This window comes from Synechococcus sp. MU1643 (assembly GCF_020514095.1).
Lineage (GTDB): Bacteria > Cyanobacteriota > Cyanobacteriia > PCC-6307 > Cyanobiaceae > Parasynechococcus.
The window spans coordinates 1-16,364 of sequence record NZ_VTKY01000008.1 but is presented as its reverse complement, the minus strand read 5'-3'; the positions used below and the strand labels follow the sequence as shown (position 1 = coordinate 16,364).

Sequence of the window (16,364 nt, the reverse complement as noted above, 5' to 3'; positions counted from 1 at the left end):
TGTGTTGATGTCCAGCGTTCCAGAGCCTTCCGCCGCGCTTTTGAAGCTTGCCGCGGCTGTCCGCCACGCTGCTGTTGATCTGGGGCAGACCGATGACGGCCAACGGGCCCTGGCGCTCCAGACGATGGCGGACGCGCTGACCGACCGCGCCTCAACCATCCTCGCGGCCAACCTAGAAGACCTCGACCGCTCTGCTGCCGCTGGGCTGTCGCCGGCTCTGATGGCTCGTCTGAAGCTGGATGAAACCAAGTTGGCCGCGGCGATTGATGGCGTTCGCAAGGTGGCCAGCCTCAGTGATCCGTTGGGCTGTCGTCAGTTGCACCGGGAGCTGGACCAGGGCTTGGTGTTGGAACGGATCTCCGTGCCGCTTGGGGTGGTGGGTGTGATCTTTGAAGCCAGGCCGGATGCTGTGATGCAGATCGCCTCGCTGGCGATCCGTTCAGGCAACGGTGCTCTGTTGAAAGGGGGCAGTGAGGCCCGCTGCACCAATGAGGCCGTGATGGACGCCCTGCAGGCAGGCCTGGCGGCCAGTCCGGTGTCTGCCGATGCCCTGGCGCTGCTTACAACACGACAGGAAAGCCTGGCGTTGTTGCGACTCGATGGCCTCGTGGATCTGATCATCCCCAGGGGAAGCAACGAGCTGGTGCGCTTCATCCAGGACAACACCCGCATTCCTGTGCTGGGCCATGCCGATGGGGTGTGCCATCTCTACGTGGATGCTGCGGCCGATGTCGATAAAGCCGTTCGGGTGGCGGTGGATAGCAAAAGCCAGTATCCCGCCGCTTGCAACGCCATCGAGACCTTGCTGGTGCACCGCTCCATTGCCCAGCCTTTTCTTGCCGCTGCGCTGCCGGCCTTCGTTGCTGCCGGGGTGCAGCTGCGGGGTGATGCCGCGAGCGTGTCCCTTGGCGTAGCGGAAGCGGCTTCAGAGGAGGACTGGAGCACGGAGTATCTGGATCTGATCCTGGCGGTGAAGCTGGTGGACGATCTCGAGGCAGCCACCGATCACATCCGTTCCTTTGGCTCACGTCACACCGAAGTGATCCTGACGGAGGATGCCAAGGCGGCTGATCGTTTTCTTGCGGCGGTGGATAGCGCTGGTGTTTATCACAACTGTTCCAGCCGCTTCGCCGATGGGTTCCGTTATGGATTCGGCGCTGAGGTGGGCATCAGCACCCAGACCCTGCCGCCCCGGGGACCCGTTGGCCTTGAGGGGCTGGTGACCTACCGCTATAGGTTGCGCGGCGATGGTCACATCGCTGCCGACTATTCCAACGGCAGCCGCGTCTTCACCCACATCGATCGGCCGCTCTGATGGATTGCATCGGTCTGCGGGAGCTGCGGTTGTGGGCCCACGTCGGGGTTTTGGAACACGAACGCCAGGATGGCCAATGGTTCAACCTTGATTTCAGTGTCCAGCTCGATCTGAAGGCTGCTGCCGTGGCCGACGACCTGAGCCAGAGCCTGGACTACAGCGTGGCGATTCAGGCCTTGCAGGGGTTGTCCCAGGAGGTTCGTTGCCTAACGATCGAGCATTTCAGCGAGCAGATGTTGGATCGGCTGGAAACTCTCTACGGGCCCATGCCGATGTGGTTACGGTTAACCAAATGTGCCGCACCGGTTCCGGGATTTAACGGTCGGGTGTTCGTGGAACGCTCGCGCCATGGCGGTCAATCAGCCCTGTGAGCATCCCTTTGGTGTTGGTGCATGGTCTCTGGGACTCGCCCCGTCTTTTTCACCGATTAATTCAGGGGCTGGACCAACCTGATCTCCCGTTGCTGGCGCCACACCTGCCCCATGGTCTGGGCTGGGTTCCCCTGCGGCATTTGGCCTCGCGCCTGGATGAGAACATTCAGCGGCGCTTCGGTGCTGAAACCAGGGTCGATCTTCTGGGTTTTTCGATGGGGGGCGTTATCGGCAGAATCTGGCTGCAGGAGCTGGGGGGGGCGCAGCGCACCCGGCGCTTCTTCAGCGTGGGAAGCCCGCAGCAGGGCACCTTGGCTGCTCAGATGATTCCCCGTCTGCTCCTACCCGGTGCTGCAGACATGAAAATGGGCAGTCGCCTGCTGCGAGAGCTGAATCGCCAATCCGATGCCCTTGCTGGGGTCGACTGCTCCAGTTTCTTCTGCCGCTGGGATCTAATGGTTTGCCCCGGCTGGAGGGCCGTTCTGCCGCTGGGCCGGTGTGAGGAAATCCCCGTCTGGACCCATCAGCAGCTGATCAGCCACCCCGCCGCGATTCAACGGCTCAGCAGCAGCTTGGGCGCCTGAGCTCAAGCCGCGGCCACCAGGCCGGAATGGCGAATCAGTGCTTCGGTACTGGCCGGACGGCCTCGGAAGGCTTCAAACACTTCTGCTGGAGAGCAACTGCCACCGAGGCTGAGCACGGTGTCGCGGAAGCGGGCTCCCGTTTCGCGAACTTGATCCTCCTGATCTAGACCAACCTCCTCAAAAGCGGAGAAAGCATCAGCACTGAGCACCTCAGCCCATTTGTAGGAGTAGTACCCAGCGGAGTAGCCCCCCGCGAAGATATGGCCGAAGGCGCAGAGAAACTGATCCTCTGGGATGGGAGCCATCACCGTGGTGGTGGCAGCAATCTCACGGCGCAGTTCGTCTGGGGTAATGCCAAGTTCAGGGGTCCACTGGCTGTGGAGGCGGAGGTCACTCAGGGCGAAGTGAACCTGCCGCAAGGTGGCCAGGCCGGAGTTGAAGGTGCGGCTGCTGCGCAGCTTGTTGAATTCCGCCTCAGGCAGGGGGTCACCGGTCTGCCAGTGTCGCGCCATGCCCATCAAGGTGGCGTGATCAAGGCACCAGTTCTCCATGAACTGGCTGGGGAGTTCCACGGCATCCCATTCCACGTTGCTGATGCCAGCTGCTTCCGGTTCCTCAACGGTGGTGAGCATGTGCTGGAGCCCATGGCCGAATTCATGGAAGAGGGTTTCCACTTCCTCGAAGCTCATCAGGCTGGGCGTGTCACCCACAGGTGGGGTCTGGTTGCAGACCAGGTAGGCCACCGGCAGCACGACAGATCCATCGGATTTCTTGCTGAGGCCCAAGCATTCATCCATCCAAGCTCCACCGCGCTTGCTGGCGGGGCGGCTGAAGGGGTCGAGGTAGAAGCCGGCGATCGGTGTGCCATCGGAGCGCTTCACCCGGAAGAAGCGCACATCGTCGTTCCATGTCGGTGCCTCGCCGTCGGCGGCGATGATCTCGACGTCGAACAGACGTGAACACAGGCTGAACAGGCCTTCGAGCACCTGCGGCAGCGGGAACCAAGGGCGCAGCGCTTCCTGATCCAGGTCGAATCGGGATTGGCGCAACTTCTCCGACCAGTAGGCGATATCCCAAGGAGCTAGCTCATCAGCTTCAGGGGCCTTCTGCTCCCTGGCGATGGCTTGGAGATCCCGCAGCTCTTGCTCAGCTGCTGGGTATGCCGCAGCGCGAAGTTCGTCCAGCAGTGCTTCCACAGCTTGAACATCGTCAGCCATCTTTGCGCTGAGGCTGAGGTCAGCCCAATGGGCATAGCCCAGGCGGGAGGCTTGTTCGCGCCTCAGGGTCAGGATCTCCTCGATCAGTGCCCGGTTATCGAGTTCTCCTTCACTGGCCCGCCCAACATGGGCGCGATAGGCCTTTTCTCTCAGTGATCGGTTGTTGGCATGGGTGAGGAAGGGCAAATAGCGGGGCATGTCCAGTCCCAGCAGCCAGGGGCCGGACTCCGCAGATGCATCAGTCTCCCCTGCTTCGCGAGATGCTGCGGCCAACGCCTCCAAAGCCCGCTGCGGCAGGCCTTCCACGTCGCTGGTTTGGCTGAGCTTCAGGGTCCACTGCCGCGTGGCATCGAGCACGTGGTTGCCGAACTGGGTGGAGAGCGCGGCCAGGCGTTCACTGGTGCTGTTGAAGGCTGCCTTCTCATCGCCACTGAGGCCAACACCGCGCTGCTGCATCGAGAGCAGCTCTGATTTCAGAATCCGCTCTTGGGTTGGATTGAGTGGTTCGGCGGGATCGCTTTGAAGGGCCATCAAGACCCGATGAAGAATCTGGCTTTGGCCGAGGCGGTTGCTGAGGCGCACAACATCGGGTTGCTGGGCGGCATGGGCATCGCGCATTTCAGCGGAATTGCAAACGCCATTGAGGTGTGACACCACGCCCCAGCTCCAACGCAGCCGTTCGCCGATGGCCTGGAGCGGTTGCATCACCCCATCCCAGGACAGTTTGGAGGGTCCGGTGAGGGCTGAATCCAGATCTTGCTCGAGCGCACTGAAGTCCTGATCCAGCTGCTCAAGCAGAACTGGGATGTCTGTGCTGACGAGCTCAGGGGAAATGGCACGGAACTCGGGAAGCCCATGGCCGCGCAGAAGGGGGGAAACAGTCGACATCTCAGCTGGCAATGAACTGCAGGGCCAAAGCGTTGGTGGAGGCTTCGTAAAGGTCCATGGCAACGCGGGGCCAGATGCCGATCACTAGTGTTGGCACCAGCAGGCTGAGGCCAATCACCAGTTCCCTGGGCCGCATGTCAGCAACACTCGCCAGGGCAGGAATCCTGGGCCCGAAGAACACCCGGCGGCACATGGAAAGGAGATAGATCGGTGTGAGCACAAGACCGATGGCGGCCATCAGCACGGTGATTGAGCGGAACACCGAGGTGAAGGCTTCCTGGCTTGTGATGCCAAGGAACACAGTGATTTCACTGATGAAGCCACTCATGCCTGGCAGCGCCAATGACGCTAGGGAGCTAGCCAGGAAGAAGGCAAAGGTGATCGGCAGGGCCTTTGCCAATCCGCCCATGTTGGGGATCGAGAGGGTTTTGGTTCGCTCGTAGAACACACCCGTTACGAAGAACATCGCTGCAGCGATCAGGCCATGGCTCACCATTTGGAGCATGGCTCCGCTGATTCCCAGGGCATCAACGGCACCTATCCCCACCAGGACAAAGCCCATGTGGCTCACTGAACTGCAGGCGATCCTGCGTTTGACGTTGTCTTGGGCGAAGGCGTTGAGGGCGCCGTAAACGATGTTCACGATTCCAAGAATCACCAGGGCCGGCGCCAGGGTGGCGTGCGCTTCAGGCAGCATCTGCACGTTGAAGCGCAGTAGTGCGTAGCCGCCCATTTTCAGGAGTACCCCGGCCAGAAGCATCGACACCGGCGCGTTCGCCTCGCCGTGGGCATCGGGCAGCCAGGTGTGGAGCGGGAACATCGGCAGTTTCACGCCGAAGCCAATCAGGAAGCCCACATAACACAACAGGCCAAAGCTGCCGCCTGGGGAGCGAGCTGACAGTTCGGTGAGGTTGAAGGTGAAGATGTCACCGGAGAGAGCCAGCGCCAGGCCGCTGACCAGGATCAGCAGAGAGGCCAGGGCTGTGTAGAGGATGAATTTGGTCGCGGCGTACTGGCGGTTTTGTCCGCCCCAGATAGCGATCAGCAGGTAGACGGGAACAAGTTCCAGCTCCCATGCCAAGAAGAACAGCAGGAAATCCTGTGAGAGAAACACCAGGCCCTGGGCCGAGGCCTGAACCAGCATCAGGGCGAAGTACAGCCGTGATTTGCGCTTCACCGACCAACTGGCAGCCACAGACAGCAAAGTGACCAGGCCGCTGAGCACCACAAGAGGTGCTGAAAGACCATCAACACCAAGGGACCATTCGAGGCCGAGCGCTGGGAGCCAGCTCACCCGCTCCACCAGCTGAAGCCCTTCAGTGCTGGGGTCGAAGCGGGTGGCAAACACCCCCATCATCAACAGGAGATCGACCATCAGGACGACCAGGGTGATGATTTTCGGGGCAGGGGATGGATTCTCTTCGCTGCTCGGAACCAGTGGCAGCACCAAAGCTGCTGCCGCCGGCAACAGCACAATCAATGACAACCAGGGGAATGGACTGCCCGAGACAGCAAGCTCTGCTAACCCAGCATCCATTCCGTGTCCGCAATATTTAACAAAGCTAACAGGGCTGAATGCCCTTTTTAGGTGGATCTACTCATCCTCAGCCGGTTGCCAGTGGCTGCCTGAGGTCTGCAAATTCAGCACCGGCGCGCGGCTGGCGACTCCTGCCGCTTCCCAGGCTTTGACCATCGCGCGGCTGACGGCTGGGCCCTTGTCTTCCTCACACAGAGCCAGGACGCTTGGTCCGGCTCCGCTGATGGCACAGCCCCAGGCGCCCGCGTCCATGGCTGCCTGTTTGACCTCGTCACCGCCTTTGATCAGCCGCCAGCGGTAAGGCTCGTGCAAACGATCGTGCATGCCGTCGGAGATCAGATCACCGTTGCCGGTGCGCAGCCCCTGCAGCAGAAGCGTTAAGGCACCCAGGTTGACCACAGCATCGCCAACGGGAATGGTCTTGGGCATGGCCCGGCGGGCTTCGCTGGTGCTCAGGCGAATCGATGGAATTGCCACGACGGCCTTCACGCTTGGCGCCCATTCGCAGCGCACCACGCGCCAGCGCTGAGAGGCGGCTTTTGCGGTCATGCAGAGGCCCCCCAGAAGGGAGGGGACAACATTGTCGGGGTGCCCTTCGATGTCGATGGCCAGCTCGAGCAGCTTTTCCTTGGAGAGGGGCTCACCGACGAGGGCATTTGCTCCCATCAATCCCGCCACGATGGCCGTGGCACTGCTGCCCAGTCCCCGTGCCGGCGGCACGGCAAGACGCACCCGTGCCTCAAGACCAACGGGTTCCAGGCCAGCCGCTTTCCACACCCGTTGGGCCGCGCGGTAGACGAGGTTTTCAGGACCACCGCGGAGGTGGCTCCCCTCCGATCCCTCAATAATCAGCTCAAACCGTTCACCGCCCCCTTCGATCCGCCGCATCGCGAATCGGTTGTTCAGGTCGAGGGCTGCACCGAGGCAGTCAAATCCCGGGCCGAGATTGGCGGTGGTTGCCGGGACGTCCACGACCACTTTCTGACCGATGCGCGGCTGCGCCATCGCTGATCCTCTTCTCAGGCCAGTGTCCCACCTGACTCCGCCAGCATCCTGGCGCGACAGGCTGCACTGAACAGTCCGGCATCGGGATCGATCACCGCTGTGACCTGCATCCCTTCGATCAGCTCGCGGAAGCGCCCTTTATCGCGCATCGCGTTGAGAAATCTGGCGGATTGCAGTCCCTTCAATTGTTTTGATGCTGTGCCCCCACCAACCCAGAGGCCTCCTGTACAGAGTTCTTGAAGGGCAAGATCGCCTGCCGCTGCGCCATAGGCCTCAAGCCACAGCTGTAAGGCGCGTTGCATTAGGGGATCACCCCCTTCAGCCGCGACGCTCACCTGAGCGGGAAGATCGTTGGAACTGTTGCGCCGCCACGCCTCAGCCACGCTGCGTAGGGGGTGCATGGCGGCATCGGGTTTCTGAAGCAGCCAGTGGGCCATATGCCCAAGGCCGGTGCCACTCACGATGCGTTCAATCGACAGCCGGCTGACGCCGAGGTCTTGTTTGAGCCAGCAGGACAGCTCCCATTCCGCTTCATTGCGCGGGGCAAATTCGCGGTGCCCTCCCTCGCTCGCCAGGGCCACCAGTCCCTGTTCGCTCTGCAGTCCTCGTGCCATGCCGAGACCGGTGCCGGCACCAAGAATTGCCAGGGGGCCATTGTCTTGGTGGCCGTTCTGAAGGATCACCTGCTGGTTGCCGTCGAAATGGGGCAGCCCGTAAATCAGCACGCCGAAATCATTCACCAGCTCGAGGCGTTCAGTGCCTGCTGCCCTCGCCAGGTCGGCTTCCCGCAACCGCCAGGGCAGATTCGTGATCCGGGCCTCCTTGTGGCGCACCGGACCGGCAACGGCGATGCAGGCATGCGTAGGAGCCTGGAGATCAGCTGGGCGATTGTTGAGGAATGTCTCGAGCATCGGCTCAAGGGATGACCACTCTCCCGAGCCAAAGCGTTCTTGGTGCAGAAGGCTCAGTTGACCCGCTTCACTTCCGTAGAGAGCGAGCAGGGTCTTGGTGCCTCCCATGTCCCCCGCTAGGAGTGTGGTGGTGGCCATCCATGGCCGCAGCGTCTCCTAACAGCGTGGTTCGCTCAGGAGAAGAAGTCCAGTGGAAGCGGTCCCCAGGTGGTGCTTGGCGTGGTGTCGTCGTCGCCGTGGCCACTGATCAGAATTCCCTCGCCGAGGCCGTGCTCGATCCGAATTCGGATCGTGCTTCCTTTCTGATTGGCTTTTAAAAAAACAGGGCCCGGCTCCTTGGGGCTGTCGACGAGCTGCAGTGGCTCCCACTGTTGGCTTTGCTCGAGGCTGCGCAGCGCTGTGATGGCCTCCTCCATGGACGGGGCCATGACGCCGATGGTGAACCAGCTGGCGTTGGCCATCGCCTGATCGAGTTCTTCTCGCAGTTCGTTTCTGATCTGAGGAAGCAGTTCCGGTGCTCCACGCATACGCGCGAGATCGGCAAGGTTCTGCACGGGGGAATCCGTCATCGGTTCAGCTCCAGGCCTGCGGCGCGCTGGCCGTTGGCCATTTGAGCAGAACTGATCAGGTCGGCCACAGATGTAACCCCGAGGTCACCGTCCCGTCGGCTGCGCAGGCTTGCGGCGTTCTGCTCTGCTTCCTTGGCACCGATGACCGCCAGCACGGGGATCTTCATCTGTTCGCCGGTGCGGATCAACTTGCCGAGACGGTCGCCACTGCGGTCGATGGTGGCCCGCACACCAGCTTGGGTGAGTTGGTTAAGCAACTGCTCCGCGTAGGAGTGCACCTCGTCGGTGACGGGCAACAGACGCACCTGTTCCGGGGCCAGCCAGAAGGGGTAATCGCCGGCGTAGTTCTCGGTCATGATTCCGAAGAAACGCTCCAGCGAGCCGAAGATGGCTCGGTGGATCATGATTGGCCGCTGCTTGCTGCCGTCGGCGGCGATGTAGTCGAGCTCAAATCGTTCCGGCAGATTGAAATCCAACTGGATGGTGGAGCACTGCCACATCCGGCCAATGGCGTCTTCGATCTTGAGATCAATTTTCGGGCCGTAGAAGGCGCCGCCACCCTCATCAATTTTGTAGGCCCAACCCTTGCGCTCTAGGGCTTCAATCAGTCCCTTGGTGGCCAGGTCCCAGACGGCGTCATCGCCGATGGACTTCTCGGGGCGGGTGGAGAGGTTGATCTCGTAGTTGCTGAAATCGAAGGCGGAGAGGATCCGCTCGGTGAGATCGAGAATTTTCAGGATCTCGTCGCTGATCTGCTCGGGCAGGCAGAACACGTGGGCATCGTCCTGGGTGAAGCCCCGGACCCGCATCAGACCGTGCATCACACCAGGGCGCTCGTAGCGATACACCGTTCCAAGCTCCGCCCAGCGGATTGGCAGTTCCCTGTAGCTGCGCAGTTTGCTGGCGTAAGTGAGCACGTGGAACGGGCAGTTCATCGGCTTGAGCTGGTACTCCCGTTCGTCCACCTCCATTGGGCCGAACATGCTCTCGGCGTAGAAGTCGAGGTGGCCTGAGGTCTTCCAGAGGCTGATGTCCGCCACGTGGGGGGTGTAGAGGAGCTCGTATCCGCCTTCGAAGTGGGCCTGGCGCCAGAACTCTTCGATTAGGAGGCGCATGCGGGCACCGCGGGGGTGCCAGAACACCAGGCCAGCGCCGGCCTCGTCCTCGATGGAAAACAGGTCGAGGTCTTTGCCGATCCGGCGATGGTCGCGGCGGAGAGCTTCTTCCTTCAGATGTTTGTGCTCCGCCAGCTGTTCCGGGGTTTCCCAGGCCGTGCCGTAGATGCGTTGCAGCTGCGCTTTGGTCTCATCGCCACGCCAGTAGGCGCCTGCCACGCTTTCCAGCTCGAATGCCTTGGCGTTGAGTTGGCCGGTGTGGTCCACATGGGGACCGGCACAGAGGTCCCACCAGTCCTCGCCAAGGGTGTAAAGGGTGATCGGCTCCTGCAGTCCTTCAAGGATCTCGAGCTTGTAGGGCTCGTTCTGGGCCTTGATTTTTGCCTCGGCCTCGCTGCGGCTCACCTCGACCCGCTCCAGGGGCAGTTTCTTGTTGATGATCTTGATCATCCCTTTCTTGATGGCCTTCAGATCGGCCTCGGTGAAGGGATCGGGATTGTCGAAGTCGTAATAGAAACCGGTTTCGGTCCAGGGGCCGATAGTGACGCGTGCCTTGGGAAACAACTGCTGCACAGCCATGGCCATGACATGGCTCATGGAATGCCGAATCTTGAGCAGTTGATCGCTTTCGCTGGTCTTGGGCAGAACCACTGGTGCTGAAGGGGCTGGGGTGGTTGCTGCAGCGCTGCTCACCGGTTCAGGTTCAAGGTCCGCCATCCTATGGGCGAGGCCCGAGGGCAACACGTGGGTGAGTCAACCAATCGGGAAGCTGGCGCGCTGTTGGATGAGCTGCTGGCATCACTTCTCGATGACTTCGATCACTGGTTTCAGCGCGGGGAGGAGCTTCTGCAGGCCTGTCCGGATGAGGTGATGCCGCTGGAGGAGCGTCAGCACATGGAGGAGCGGCTGCAGGACGGCAAGAAGGCAATTGCTGCAACGCGCTCCCTGGTGGCTGCATCAACGCAGCCCATGGCGGTTTCGATGGCGGTGATGAACCCGTGGCATGGCTTGGTCACGGAGGTGTGGGCCTTGGCCGCGAAGTTGGGTTCGTCCCGTTCGCCTCAGGCCCCCAGTTGATTGCGCAACTCCCGAAGGTTGCTGCTGTAGAAGCTCGCCAGTTCCTGATGGCTCTTTACCGGTTGCCCGTAGGCGGAGCGGCCATTCCAGGTGGGAAAGGATGCCCATTCGGGAGCCAGCTTCGCCATGGCGTTCTTGGTCAGGCCCTGCCGGTCAATTTCTTTGAGAGCTCCTCGGCGCTCCACAAGGTGCAGAGCAGCCTGATCCTGGTGCCTGGGCTCGAAGCTGCTCAGGTTGAGCTCATTAGCCACTCCTTTCCACGTCTTGGGCAGAAATTGATAGGCACCAGCAGCGGCGCTGGTGTAGCGCTTCACGATCACCCGCTCGGGATGGCGTGAGAGGTCTTGAAACTGCCCGCCGCCATAAATGATTCGATAACCCTTGTCTTCGCCGTCCTTCCAGGTCCCCTCGGCGAAGCGAATGGTGTTGAGCAGGGCTCGGCGCTCAGGCGTCAGCTCATAACGCCCGCCCTCGTTGCCGGTGGCCAGATGGGCGCGGCTGCTGGTCTCGACATGCGCGGCATGGTCTAAAGGCGTGTCCGTTTTCTGCGGTCGCTGTGTGGCTCCTGCGGACAGCACCAATCCTGTGGTTAGGGCAGCACAGACGACAGGCCGGTTCCAACGCGTGGCTGGGCTGAACGCAGAAAAAAGACGACGCACAAAGGCCAATAAAGTGGACAGCTACAGTGCTGGCCCACGAGGCCTGGACGCGAGGCCGGTGCTTGTGGGGTTGACGCGCAGTCTGCGCTATGTATACGCAACTGAGAGAAGGGTGAGAGTCTTGCGAGACTCGCGTCTGCGGCTGAGGTTTTCTCCCTCAAGCCTCAGGGGCCATGGCTCAAGCCCATGGCCGTCGCATTGATCAGAGCAGCTAATGCGTCTCTTTGGTGCTGATTAGGCTGGTCGGGCGAAGCCCAAGGCGTCCCGAACCCGTTCAAGCGTGGCGTTGGCCACGGTTTCAGCTTTCTCGCGGCCTGTGCTCAGCACCTGATCGAGCTCTGTGGGGTCCTGCATCAGCTCCCGGTAGCGGGTCTGGATGGGTTCCAGCGCGTTCACGGTGGCTTCGGCCAGCAGCGGCTTGAACTGTCCCCAACCCATCCCGGCGCACTCATTGGCGGCCTGTTCGCGCTCCTTGCCGCTCAGGATCGCGTAAAGCCCTAAGAGGTTGTCGGTTTCTGGCCGGTCGGGGTTGCCGAATTCGAGACCACGCTCTGGATCGGTTTTGGCGCGTTTGATCTTCTTGGTGATCAGCTCGGGAGGGTCCAGAAGGGTGATGCGACTCCCCTCGTTGGGATCGCTCTTGCTCATTTTGCTGCGGCCATCCGTCAGGCTCATCACCCGAGCTCCTTCTTTGAGGATCATCGGTTTGGGAACTTTGAGCACCGGGGTGTCCTTGCCACCGAAGCGGGAATTGATGCGCTGTTGCGCGATGTCACGCGCCAGCTCCAGGTGCTGCTTCTGATCTTCACCGACGGGCACCAGGTCAGCGTCGTAGAGAAGGATGTCGGCGGCCATCAGCACCGGGTAGTCCAGCAGGCCCAGGGAGACGTTGTCCCCCTGCTTCACTGCTTTCTCTTTGAACTGAATCATCCGCTCAAGCCAGTTGAGTGGCGTGACGCAATTCAGCAGCCAGCAGAGTTCGCTGTGGGCTGCGACCTGGCTTTGCACAAACACCACGCAGCGTTTGGGATCCATGCCACAGGCCAGGTAGAGCGCTGCTGTGGAACGGGTGTCCTCAGCCAGGCGGCTGGGGTCGTGGGGAACGGTGATGGCGTGGAGATCCACAACACAAACAAAAGTGTCGTGGGTCTCCTGCAGGTCAACCCAATTGCGGATGGCACCCAGCCAATTGCCGAGGTGCAGTGCCCCGGTCGGTTGCACCCCGGAAAGAACCCTTGGCCGGCTCATCAATCAGGCCTCGGTTGCTTCGGTTTTGGTGTCGTCGCTGGGGGCTACTTCTGACTCGACCACAGGCTCCACCACCGGTTTTACCTCTGGCTCTTCAACCGGTTCAGCCTGGACTTCGGGCTGGGGTTTGGAGGGTCGGGCGAAGGGGTTCGGTCGGGATCCGCGGCTGCTGCGCTCGTCGTCAAAACGACGACCGCGACCTCCACCATCGCGGCCTCCACCATCGCGGCCACCACCATCACGTCGGCCACCCCGAGCAGGCTGATTGCGCTGCTGCTCTATCAGGGCGTCGAGTTGGCCGTCCTCCAGCATTTGGCCGAGGCTTCGGATTGCGAAACCCAGAACGGCAACGGTTGAGCGGAGATTGAAGGCCTCCTGCAGTGCCCTTGCCGAACGCATTTCGTTGTCGCTCAGTCGAATCCGGAAGCCTCCGCCTTCACGGCCGCCGCCACGATTGCCACGACTGCGCTGACCGTCTCGGCCGCCGTCTCCCTGTCCCGCCTGTTGTTGGGGATCGCTGTAGGAATCACTCATGGCCCATGGCCTGGAATCAGGCGCAAGTGTGACGCATCACCGGGGTGTTTTCGGTGATCCAGAGCAACTGGTGGCATTCAACGCTGCTCTTCCGAGCCAGCACGAGCATCGGAACCGCTGTGATTCCCCGTTCAATCCGTTCGCGATAGCTGCTCACCAGATGTCGGTACCGCTCGGCTGTCCAACCGTGGATGGCAGTGTCATGACTGTTCCAGTAGTCCCGCAGCGCTCTCTGGCAGTCCTCGATGCCGAAGTCATGCCAGCAGCTCTGTTGGGCCAACAGAGGATCCATCCCCTTCTGCAGCAATCGCCGGTATTGCATCAGTTCCGGCGCGTCATCCCGTCCATCTGGAGGGAGCAAGCGGTGCAGCACGGTCAGTGGAGTCCGAGATAGCCGCAGCCAGCATCGTTCCCGCAGCAACACCGGAAGTTGCCAAGACCACCCGTCGGCACGGCGAACTTCATCGAGCACCTCAATCAGCCCCAGCTGCTGACGCACAGTCAGCCCAGCTAGCTCATGTGGTGCGGTGTCGACCTCAGCCATGGGCGCCGGTGTAAGTGATCCCTTCCTCCACGTAGTCCTTGGGTTCCAGGTGGATGGTGCACCGCACCGGCCCGAAGCTTTCGTCCAAGCGCTCCTCCACCTCTTCGGTGATCCGGTGCGCCTTGGTGAGGTCGTCTGCGTTGACAACCATATGCATTTCGATGAACACCTGCTGGCCCAGAACGCCCCGGCTGGCGATGTCGTGGCAGTTCATCACTCCGGCGGTGGCCATGGTTTCGGCATAGATGGCTTCAGGTGCAACCGCCATGTGGTCCACCAACCAGGGCAAGGTGCCGCGCAGCACCTGCCAGCACACACGAATCAGTAGAAGGGCCATGGGGATGGCCAGCGCGACGTCGAGCCAGCTCACCTGCAGCCAGACCGCCCCCGCCATGCCCACCAGCACCACCACGGTGGTCCAAACGTCGCTCGCCGAATGCTGGGCATCTGCTTTGAGCAGGTTGCTGTTCAGTCGCCGACCTTCCCGCAGCTCATATCCTGCCAGCAGGAGATTGAATCCCAGCACGAGCGTGAGCAGCACGAGCTCCTGGCTTGTCACACGGATGGGTGGCAGGCCCTCGATGAGCCTCTCCCCTGAACGCAGCAGGATTTCGATCGCTGTGAACAGGATGAAACCAGCGATACCGAGGGCTCCGACAGCCTCGTATTTGCGATGGCCGTAAGGGTGATCCCGGTCAGGCCGTGGATCGGAAAGTTTGTTGGTGACCAGTCCCGTGAGGCTGGACAGCGCATCGGTCGCGCTGTGCATGCCATCAGCGATCACCGCCAGGGAACCACTCATGGCCCCCACCAGAAGCTTTAGCAGCGACATGGTGATGTTGAGGCCCAGGGCCACCATGAGAACCCTGCGCACCCCCCGGCGGTTGTCGACCATCGCGATGGGATGACTTTGTGTCACGGCTGACCCTGGCCTGTTGCCAATTTATGGAGAAGTCGTCCTTCTGGCCTGAAGTTCTGGTGTCAGGTGGTGGGTTGAGCTAAGAAGGGCCACTGCTACAACAGCCTTTCTATTGAAACTCCCGGCTTCATGGCCAGACCTGGCGATGCCACCGTCGTCGCTACTGCGGCCGTTGGCTCTGGCTGGAGCTGGTCTGCTTGCTGGACAGTGGCTGATCAGTGATGTGATGCATATTCCCGGAGGGGGGCTGGGTCTGCTGGCCGCCGGTGGTGTTGTGATCTGGCTTGGCCGCAAGCCAACTCAACCGCGTTTCACAGCACCGGTATCGCTGGACGGATGGATGGCTCGATGCCAGGAGGTGTTGGATCAGTTCGCGCGTTTTGAGCAGCAACCCTCCGCGGATCTGGCCCGTCGCGCCGAACTCAAGGCGGTGCTCGACCGCAGCGGTCCTGTGTGCATGGCAATGGTCGGCTTGGGAGCTTCTCAGGGACCGAATGAAGCAGACCTCAGCAGCTCTCTGGCGGGCCCGGTGCCATTGACGCTGTCGCTCTGCCATCCCTTGACCACCGACGACGGCTGTCGTTGCTGGCCCCGCGGCCTGCTGGATCAAGATCTGATCCTGTTCAGTCTGAAGGCGCCACTGCTGGCTTCAGATCTGCTCTGGCTTCAGCAGGTGCCGGACGATCAGCCGGCTTGGCTGCTAGTGGCGATCGAAGAGCAGGACGCGTCGACCGATGCCATCGATTCCGTTCGGGATGATCTTCCCAAGCGCTGGCGTGAGCGGATCCTGTTTCAGGAGCCTTCCATGCAGCTGCGGACTGCCCTAGCACCGCTGCGCCGTTCGCTGAAGCAGGCTGCGGTCGAGACGCGGCCTCGGCTGCTGGCGGAACTGCACCGCCGTTGGCAGCGTGACCTCGAATCCCTTCGGCGTGATCGCTTTCTGCAGATCCAGCAACGCACTCAGTGGGTGGTGGCCGGGTCTGTGATGGCATCCCCCATCGCCAGCCTTGATCTTCTCGCCGTCACGGTGGCCAACGGTTTGATGATCAACGAGATGGGGGAGATCTGGGGGACGTCGCTGCAGTCCGATGTGCTCAGGGAAGCGGCATCCCAGCTGGCGCGGGTGGCTCTCGCCCAAGGCGTTGTGGAGTGGACTGGGCAGACCTTGCTGGGACTGGCCAAACTTGATGGAGGGAGTTGGCTGATCGCTGGTTCGATGCAGGCCCTTAGTGCGGCTTACCTCACCCGTGTGGTGGGCCGATCCATGGCGGATTGGCTGGCGATCAATGCCGGTGTTGATGAGCTCGATCTTGTGGCGTTGAAGCAGCAGGCGCCGTTGTTGGTGGCTCGGGCGGCAGAGGAGGAACGGGTGAACTGGAACGGTTTCATTCAGCAATCCCGTGATTGGTTGCTTCATGCAACTTCATGAATGCTTCGTAAAGTGCTTAATGAAGTTTTTTTGAGAGCTGATTCCGATTGTTGAGTTGCCATGTAAGGCAAGGTTTCCTCCATAAACTTGTTCCACCTGTCCCTTTTTTCGGGGAGAGGTTTATCTGTCTTCTTTTCTTCCATGTCCACCGCAATTCGCAGCGGACGCCAGAGCAATTGGGAAGCCTTTTGTCAGTGGGTGACCGACACCAACAACCGCATTTATGTGGGTTGGTTCGGCGTGCTGATGATTCCCTGCCTCCTGGCGGCCACCATCTGCTTCACTATTGCTTTTATTGCCGCTCCTCCGGTTGATATCGATGGCATCCGTGAGCCTGTCGCTGGCTCCCTGATCTACGGCAACAACATCATCTCTGGTGCTGTTGTTCCTTCTTCAAACGCCATCGGCCTGCACTTCTACCCCATCTGGGAAGCTGCTTCCC

General features: G+C 61.2%; 16 protein-coding genes and 1 pseudogene. 6 read left to right on the top strand and 11 right to left on the bottom strand.

Features of this window, described 5'->3' with window-relative positions:
• The first annotated feature begins 7 nt into the window (after positions 1–7).
• Genes FZX09_RS10505 through FZX09_RS10495 form a run of 3 tightly spaced genes read left to right on the top strand, consistent with a single transcriptional unit; the run spans position 8 to position 2,270 of the window.
• Positions 8–1,315, top strand: a complete 1,308-nt coding sequence (locus tag FZX09_RS10505) for a glutamate-5-semialdehyde dehydrogenase (RefSeq protein WP_226402615.1) — start codon at positions 8–10, stop codon at positions 1,313–1,315.
• Complete coding sequence (locus tag FZX09_RS10500; RefSeq protein WP_226402613.1) at positions 1,315–1,686, top strand: dihydroneopterin aldolase; 372 nt, start codon at positions 1,315–1,317, stop codon at positions 1,684–1,686. Before FZX09_RS10505 ends, FZX09_RS10500 begins: the two co-directional genes overlap by 1 nt.
• Positions 1,683–2,270, top strand: coding sequence for an alpha/beta fold hydrolase (locus FZX09_RS10495; RefSeq protein WP_226402611.1), 588 nt, complete (start codon positions 1,683–1,685; stop codon positions 2,268–2,270). The genes FZX09_RS10500 and FZX09_RS10495 overlap by 4 nt, the downstream gene beginning before the upstream one ends.
• Positions 2,271–2,272: 2 nt before the next feature.
• On the opposite strand, the gene FZX09_RS10490 is transcribed toward FZX09_RS10495, so the two are convergent.
• From FZX09_RS10490 to thrS, 6 genes are read right to left on the bottom strand one after another with little or no spacing between them, the layout of a single operon-like run.
• Positions 2,273–4,375: a M3 family metallopeptidase gene (locus FZX09_RS10490; RefSeq protein WP_226402609.1), complete on the bottom strand. Its 2,103-nt coding sequence runs from the start codon at positions 4,373–4,375 to the stop codon at positions 2,273–2,275.
• A 1-nt stretch (position 4,376) separates the two neighbouring features.
• Positions 4,377–5,912 (bottom strand): NAD(P)H-quinone oxidoreductase subunit 4, encoded by a 1,536-nt coding sequence (locus tag FZX09_RS10485; protein ID WP_226402607.1) that lies wholly within the window; start codon positions 5,910–5,912, stop codon positions 4,377–4,379.
• Positions 5,913–5,969: 57 nt separating this feature from the next.
• A complete protein-coding gene (gene thrB / locus FZX09_RS10480; protein ID WP_226402605.1) occupies positions 5,970–6,917 on the bottom strand; it encodes a homoserine kinase in 948 nt (315 codons plus the stop codon).
• Between the two features lie 14 nt (positions 6,918–6,931).
• Positions 6,932–7,966 carry a glucokinase gene (locus FZX09_RS10475; protein WP_226402603.1) on the bottom strand — a complete coding sequence of 345 codons (1,035 nt, stop codon included), beginning with the start codon at positions 7,964–7,966 and terminating at the stop codon, positions 6,932–6,934.
• Positions 7,967–8,001: 35 nt separating this feature from the next.
• Positions 8,002–8,397, bottom strand: a complete 396-nt coding sequence (locus FZX09_RS10470) for a DUF1824 family protein (RefSeq protein WP_226402601.1) — start codon at positions 8,395–8,397, stop codon at positions 8,002–8,004.
• On the bottom strand, positions 8,394–10,229 hold the full coding sequence (gene thrS / locus FZX09_RS10465; RefSeq protein ID WP_226402599.1) for a threonine--tRNA ligase: 1,836 nt from the start codon (positions 10,227–10,229) through the stop codon (positions 8,394–8,396). Before thrS ends, FZX09_RS10470 begins: the two co-directional genes overlap by 4 nt.
• Positions 10,230–10,232: 3 nt before the next feature.
• On the opposite strand from thrS, the gene FZX09_RS10460 reads away from it, so the two are divergent.
• Positions 10,233–10,589, top strand: coding sequence for a DUF2605 family protein (locus tag FZX09_RS10460; protein WP_226402597.1), 357 nt, complete (start codon positions 10,233–10,235; stop codon positions 10,587–10,589).
• On the opposite strand, the gene FZX09_RS10455 is transcribed toward FZX09_RS10460, so the two are convergent.
• The 5 genes from FZX09_RS10455 to FZX09_RS10435 all read right to left on the bottom strand — a co-directional run bounded on the left by FZX09_RS10455 (position 10,574) and on the right by FZX09_RS10435 (position 14,469).
• Positions 10,574–11,167, bottom strand: a complete 594-nt coding sequence (locus tag FZX09_RS10455) for a muramidase (protein ID WP_370624236.1) — start codon at positions 11,165–11,167, stop codon at positions 10,574–10,576. The genes FZX09_RS10460 and FZX09_RS10455 overlap by 16 nt on opposite strands.
• Before the next feature lie 315 nt (positions 11,168–11,482).
• Positions 11,483–12,496 (bottom strand): tryptophan--tRNA ligase, encoded by a 1,014-nt coding sequence (gene trpS / locus FZX09_RS10450; RefSeq protein ID WP_226402595.1) that lies wholly within the window; start codon positions 12,494–12,496, stop codon positions 11,483–11,485.
• A gap of 3 nt (positions 12,497–12,499) precedes the next feature.
• The gene (locus FZX09_RS10445) at positions 12,500–13,030 is read right to left on the bottom strand and encodes a hypothetical protein (RefSeq protein WP_226402593.1); all 531 of its coding nucleotides are present in this window, start codon (positions 13,028–13,030) and stop codon (positions 12,500–12,502) included.
• A 16-nt stretch (positions 13,031–13,046) separates the two neighbouring features.
• Complete coding sequence (locus tag FZX09_RS10440) at positions 13,047–13,574, bottom strand: hypothetical protein (RefSeq protein WP_226402591.1); 528 nt, start codon at positions 13,572–13,574, stop codon at positions 13,047–13,049.
• The gene (locus tag FZX09_RS10435; RefSeq protein WP_226402720.1) at positions 13,567–14,469 is read right to left on the bottom strand and encodes a cation diffusion facilitator family transporter; all 903 of its coding nucleotides are present in this window, start codon (positions 14,467–14,469) and stop codon (positions 13,567–13,569) included. The genes FZX09_RS10440 and FZX09_RS10435 overlap by 8 nt, the downstream gene beginning before the upstream one ends.
• A 169-nt stretch (positions 14,470–14,638) precedes the next feature.
• Between FZX09_RS10435 and FZX09_RS10430 the strand changes: the two genes are divergently transcribed.
• Complete coding sequence (locus FZX09_RS10430; RefSeq protein ID WP_226402589.1) at positions 14,639–15,922, top strand: YcjF family protein; 1,284 nt, start codon at positions 14,639–14,641, stop codon at positions 15,920–15,922.
• A 141-nt stretch (positions 15,923–16,063) separates the two neighbouring features.
• Positions 16,064–16,364: pseudogene (locus tag FZX09_RS10425) on the top strand (photosystem II q(b) protein); the annotation flags it as partial.

Bases quoted from the DNA above. Each gene is read 5' to 3' on its own strand.
- FZX09_RS10505 (WP_226402615.1), top strand. From the start codon at position 8: ATGTCCAGCGTTCCAGAGCCTTCCGCCGCGCTTTTGAAGCTTGCCGCG.
- FZX09_RS10500 (WP_226402613.1), top strand. From the start codon at position 1,315: ATGGATTGCATCGGTCTGCGGGAGCTGCGGTTGTGGGCCCACGTCGGG.
- FZX09_RS10490 (WP_226402609.1), bottom strand. From the start codon at position 4,375: ATGTCGACTGTTTCCCCCCTTCTGCGCGGCCATGGGCTTCCCGAGTTC.
- FZX09_RS10485 (WP_226402607.1), bottom strand. From the start codon at position 5,912: ATGGATGCTGGGTTAGCAGAGCTTGCTGTCTCGGGCAGTCCATTCCCC.
- thrB (WP_226402605.1), bottom strand. From the start codon at position 6,917: ATGGCGCAGCCGCGCATCGGTCAGAAAGTGGTCGTGGACGTCCCGGCA.
- FZX09_RS10475 (WP_226402603.1), bottom strand. From the start codon at position 7,966: ATGGCCACCACCACACTCCTAGCGGGGGACATGGGAGGCACCAAGACC.
- FZX09_RS10470 (WP_226402601.1), bottom strand. From the start codon at position 8,397: ATGACGGATTCCCCCGTGCAGAACCTTGCCGATCTCGCGCGTATGCGT.
- thrS (WP_226402599.1), bottom strand. From the start codon at position 10,229: ATGGCGGACCTTGAACCTGAACCGGTGAGCAGCGCTGCAGCAACCACC.
- FZX09_RS10460 (WP_226402597.1), top strand. From the start codon at position 10,233: ATGGGCGAGGCCCGAGGGCAACACGTGGGTGAGTCAACCAATCGGGAA.
- trpS (WP_226402595.1), bottom strand. From the start codon at position 12,496: ATGAGCCGGCCAAGGGTTCTTTCCGGGGTGCAACCGACCGGGGCACTG.
- FZX09_RS10445 (WP_226402593.1), bottom strand. From the start codon at position 13,030: ATGAGTGATTCCTACAGCGATCCCCAACAACAGGCGGGACAGGGAGAC.
- FZX09_RS10440 (WP_226402591.1), bottom strand. From the start codon at position 13,574: ATGGCTGAGGTCGACACCGCACCACATGAGCTAGCTGGGCTGACTGTG.
- FZX09_RS10435 (WP_226402720.1), bottom strand. From the start codon at position 14,469: ATGGTCGACAACCGCCGGGGGGTGCGCAGGGTTCTCATGGTGGCCCTG.
- FZX09_RS10430 (WP_226402589.1), top strand. From the start codon at position 14,639: ATGCCACCGTCGTCGCTACTGCGGCCGTTGGCTCTGGCTGGAGCTGGT.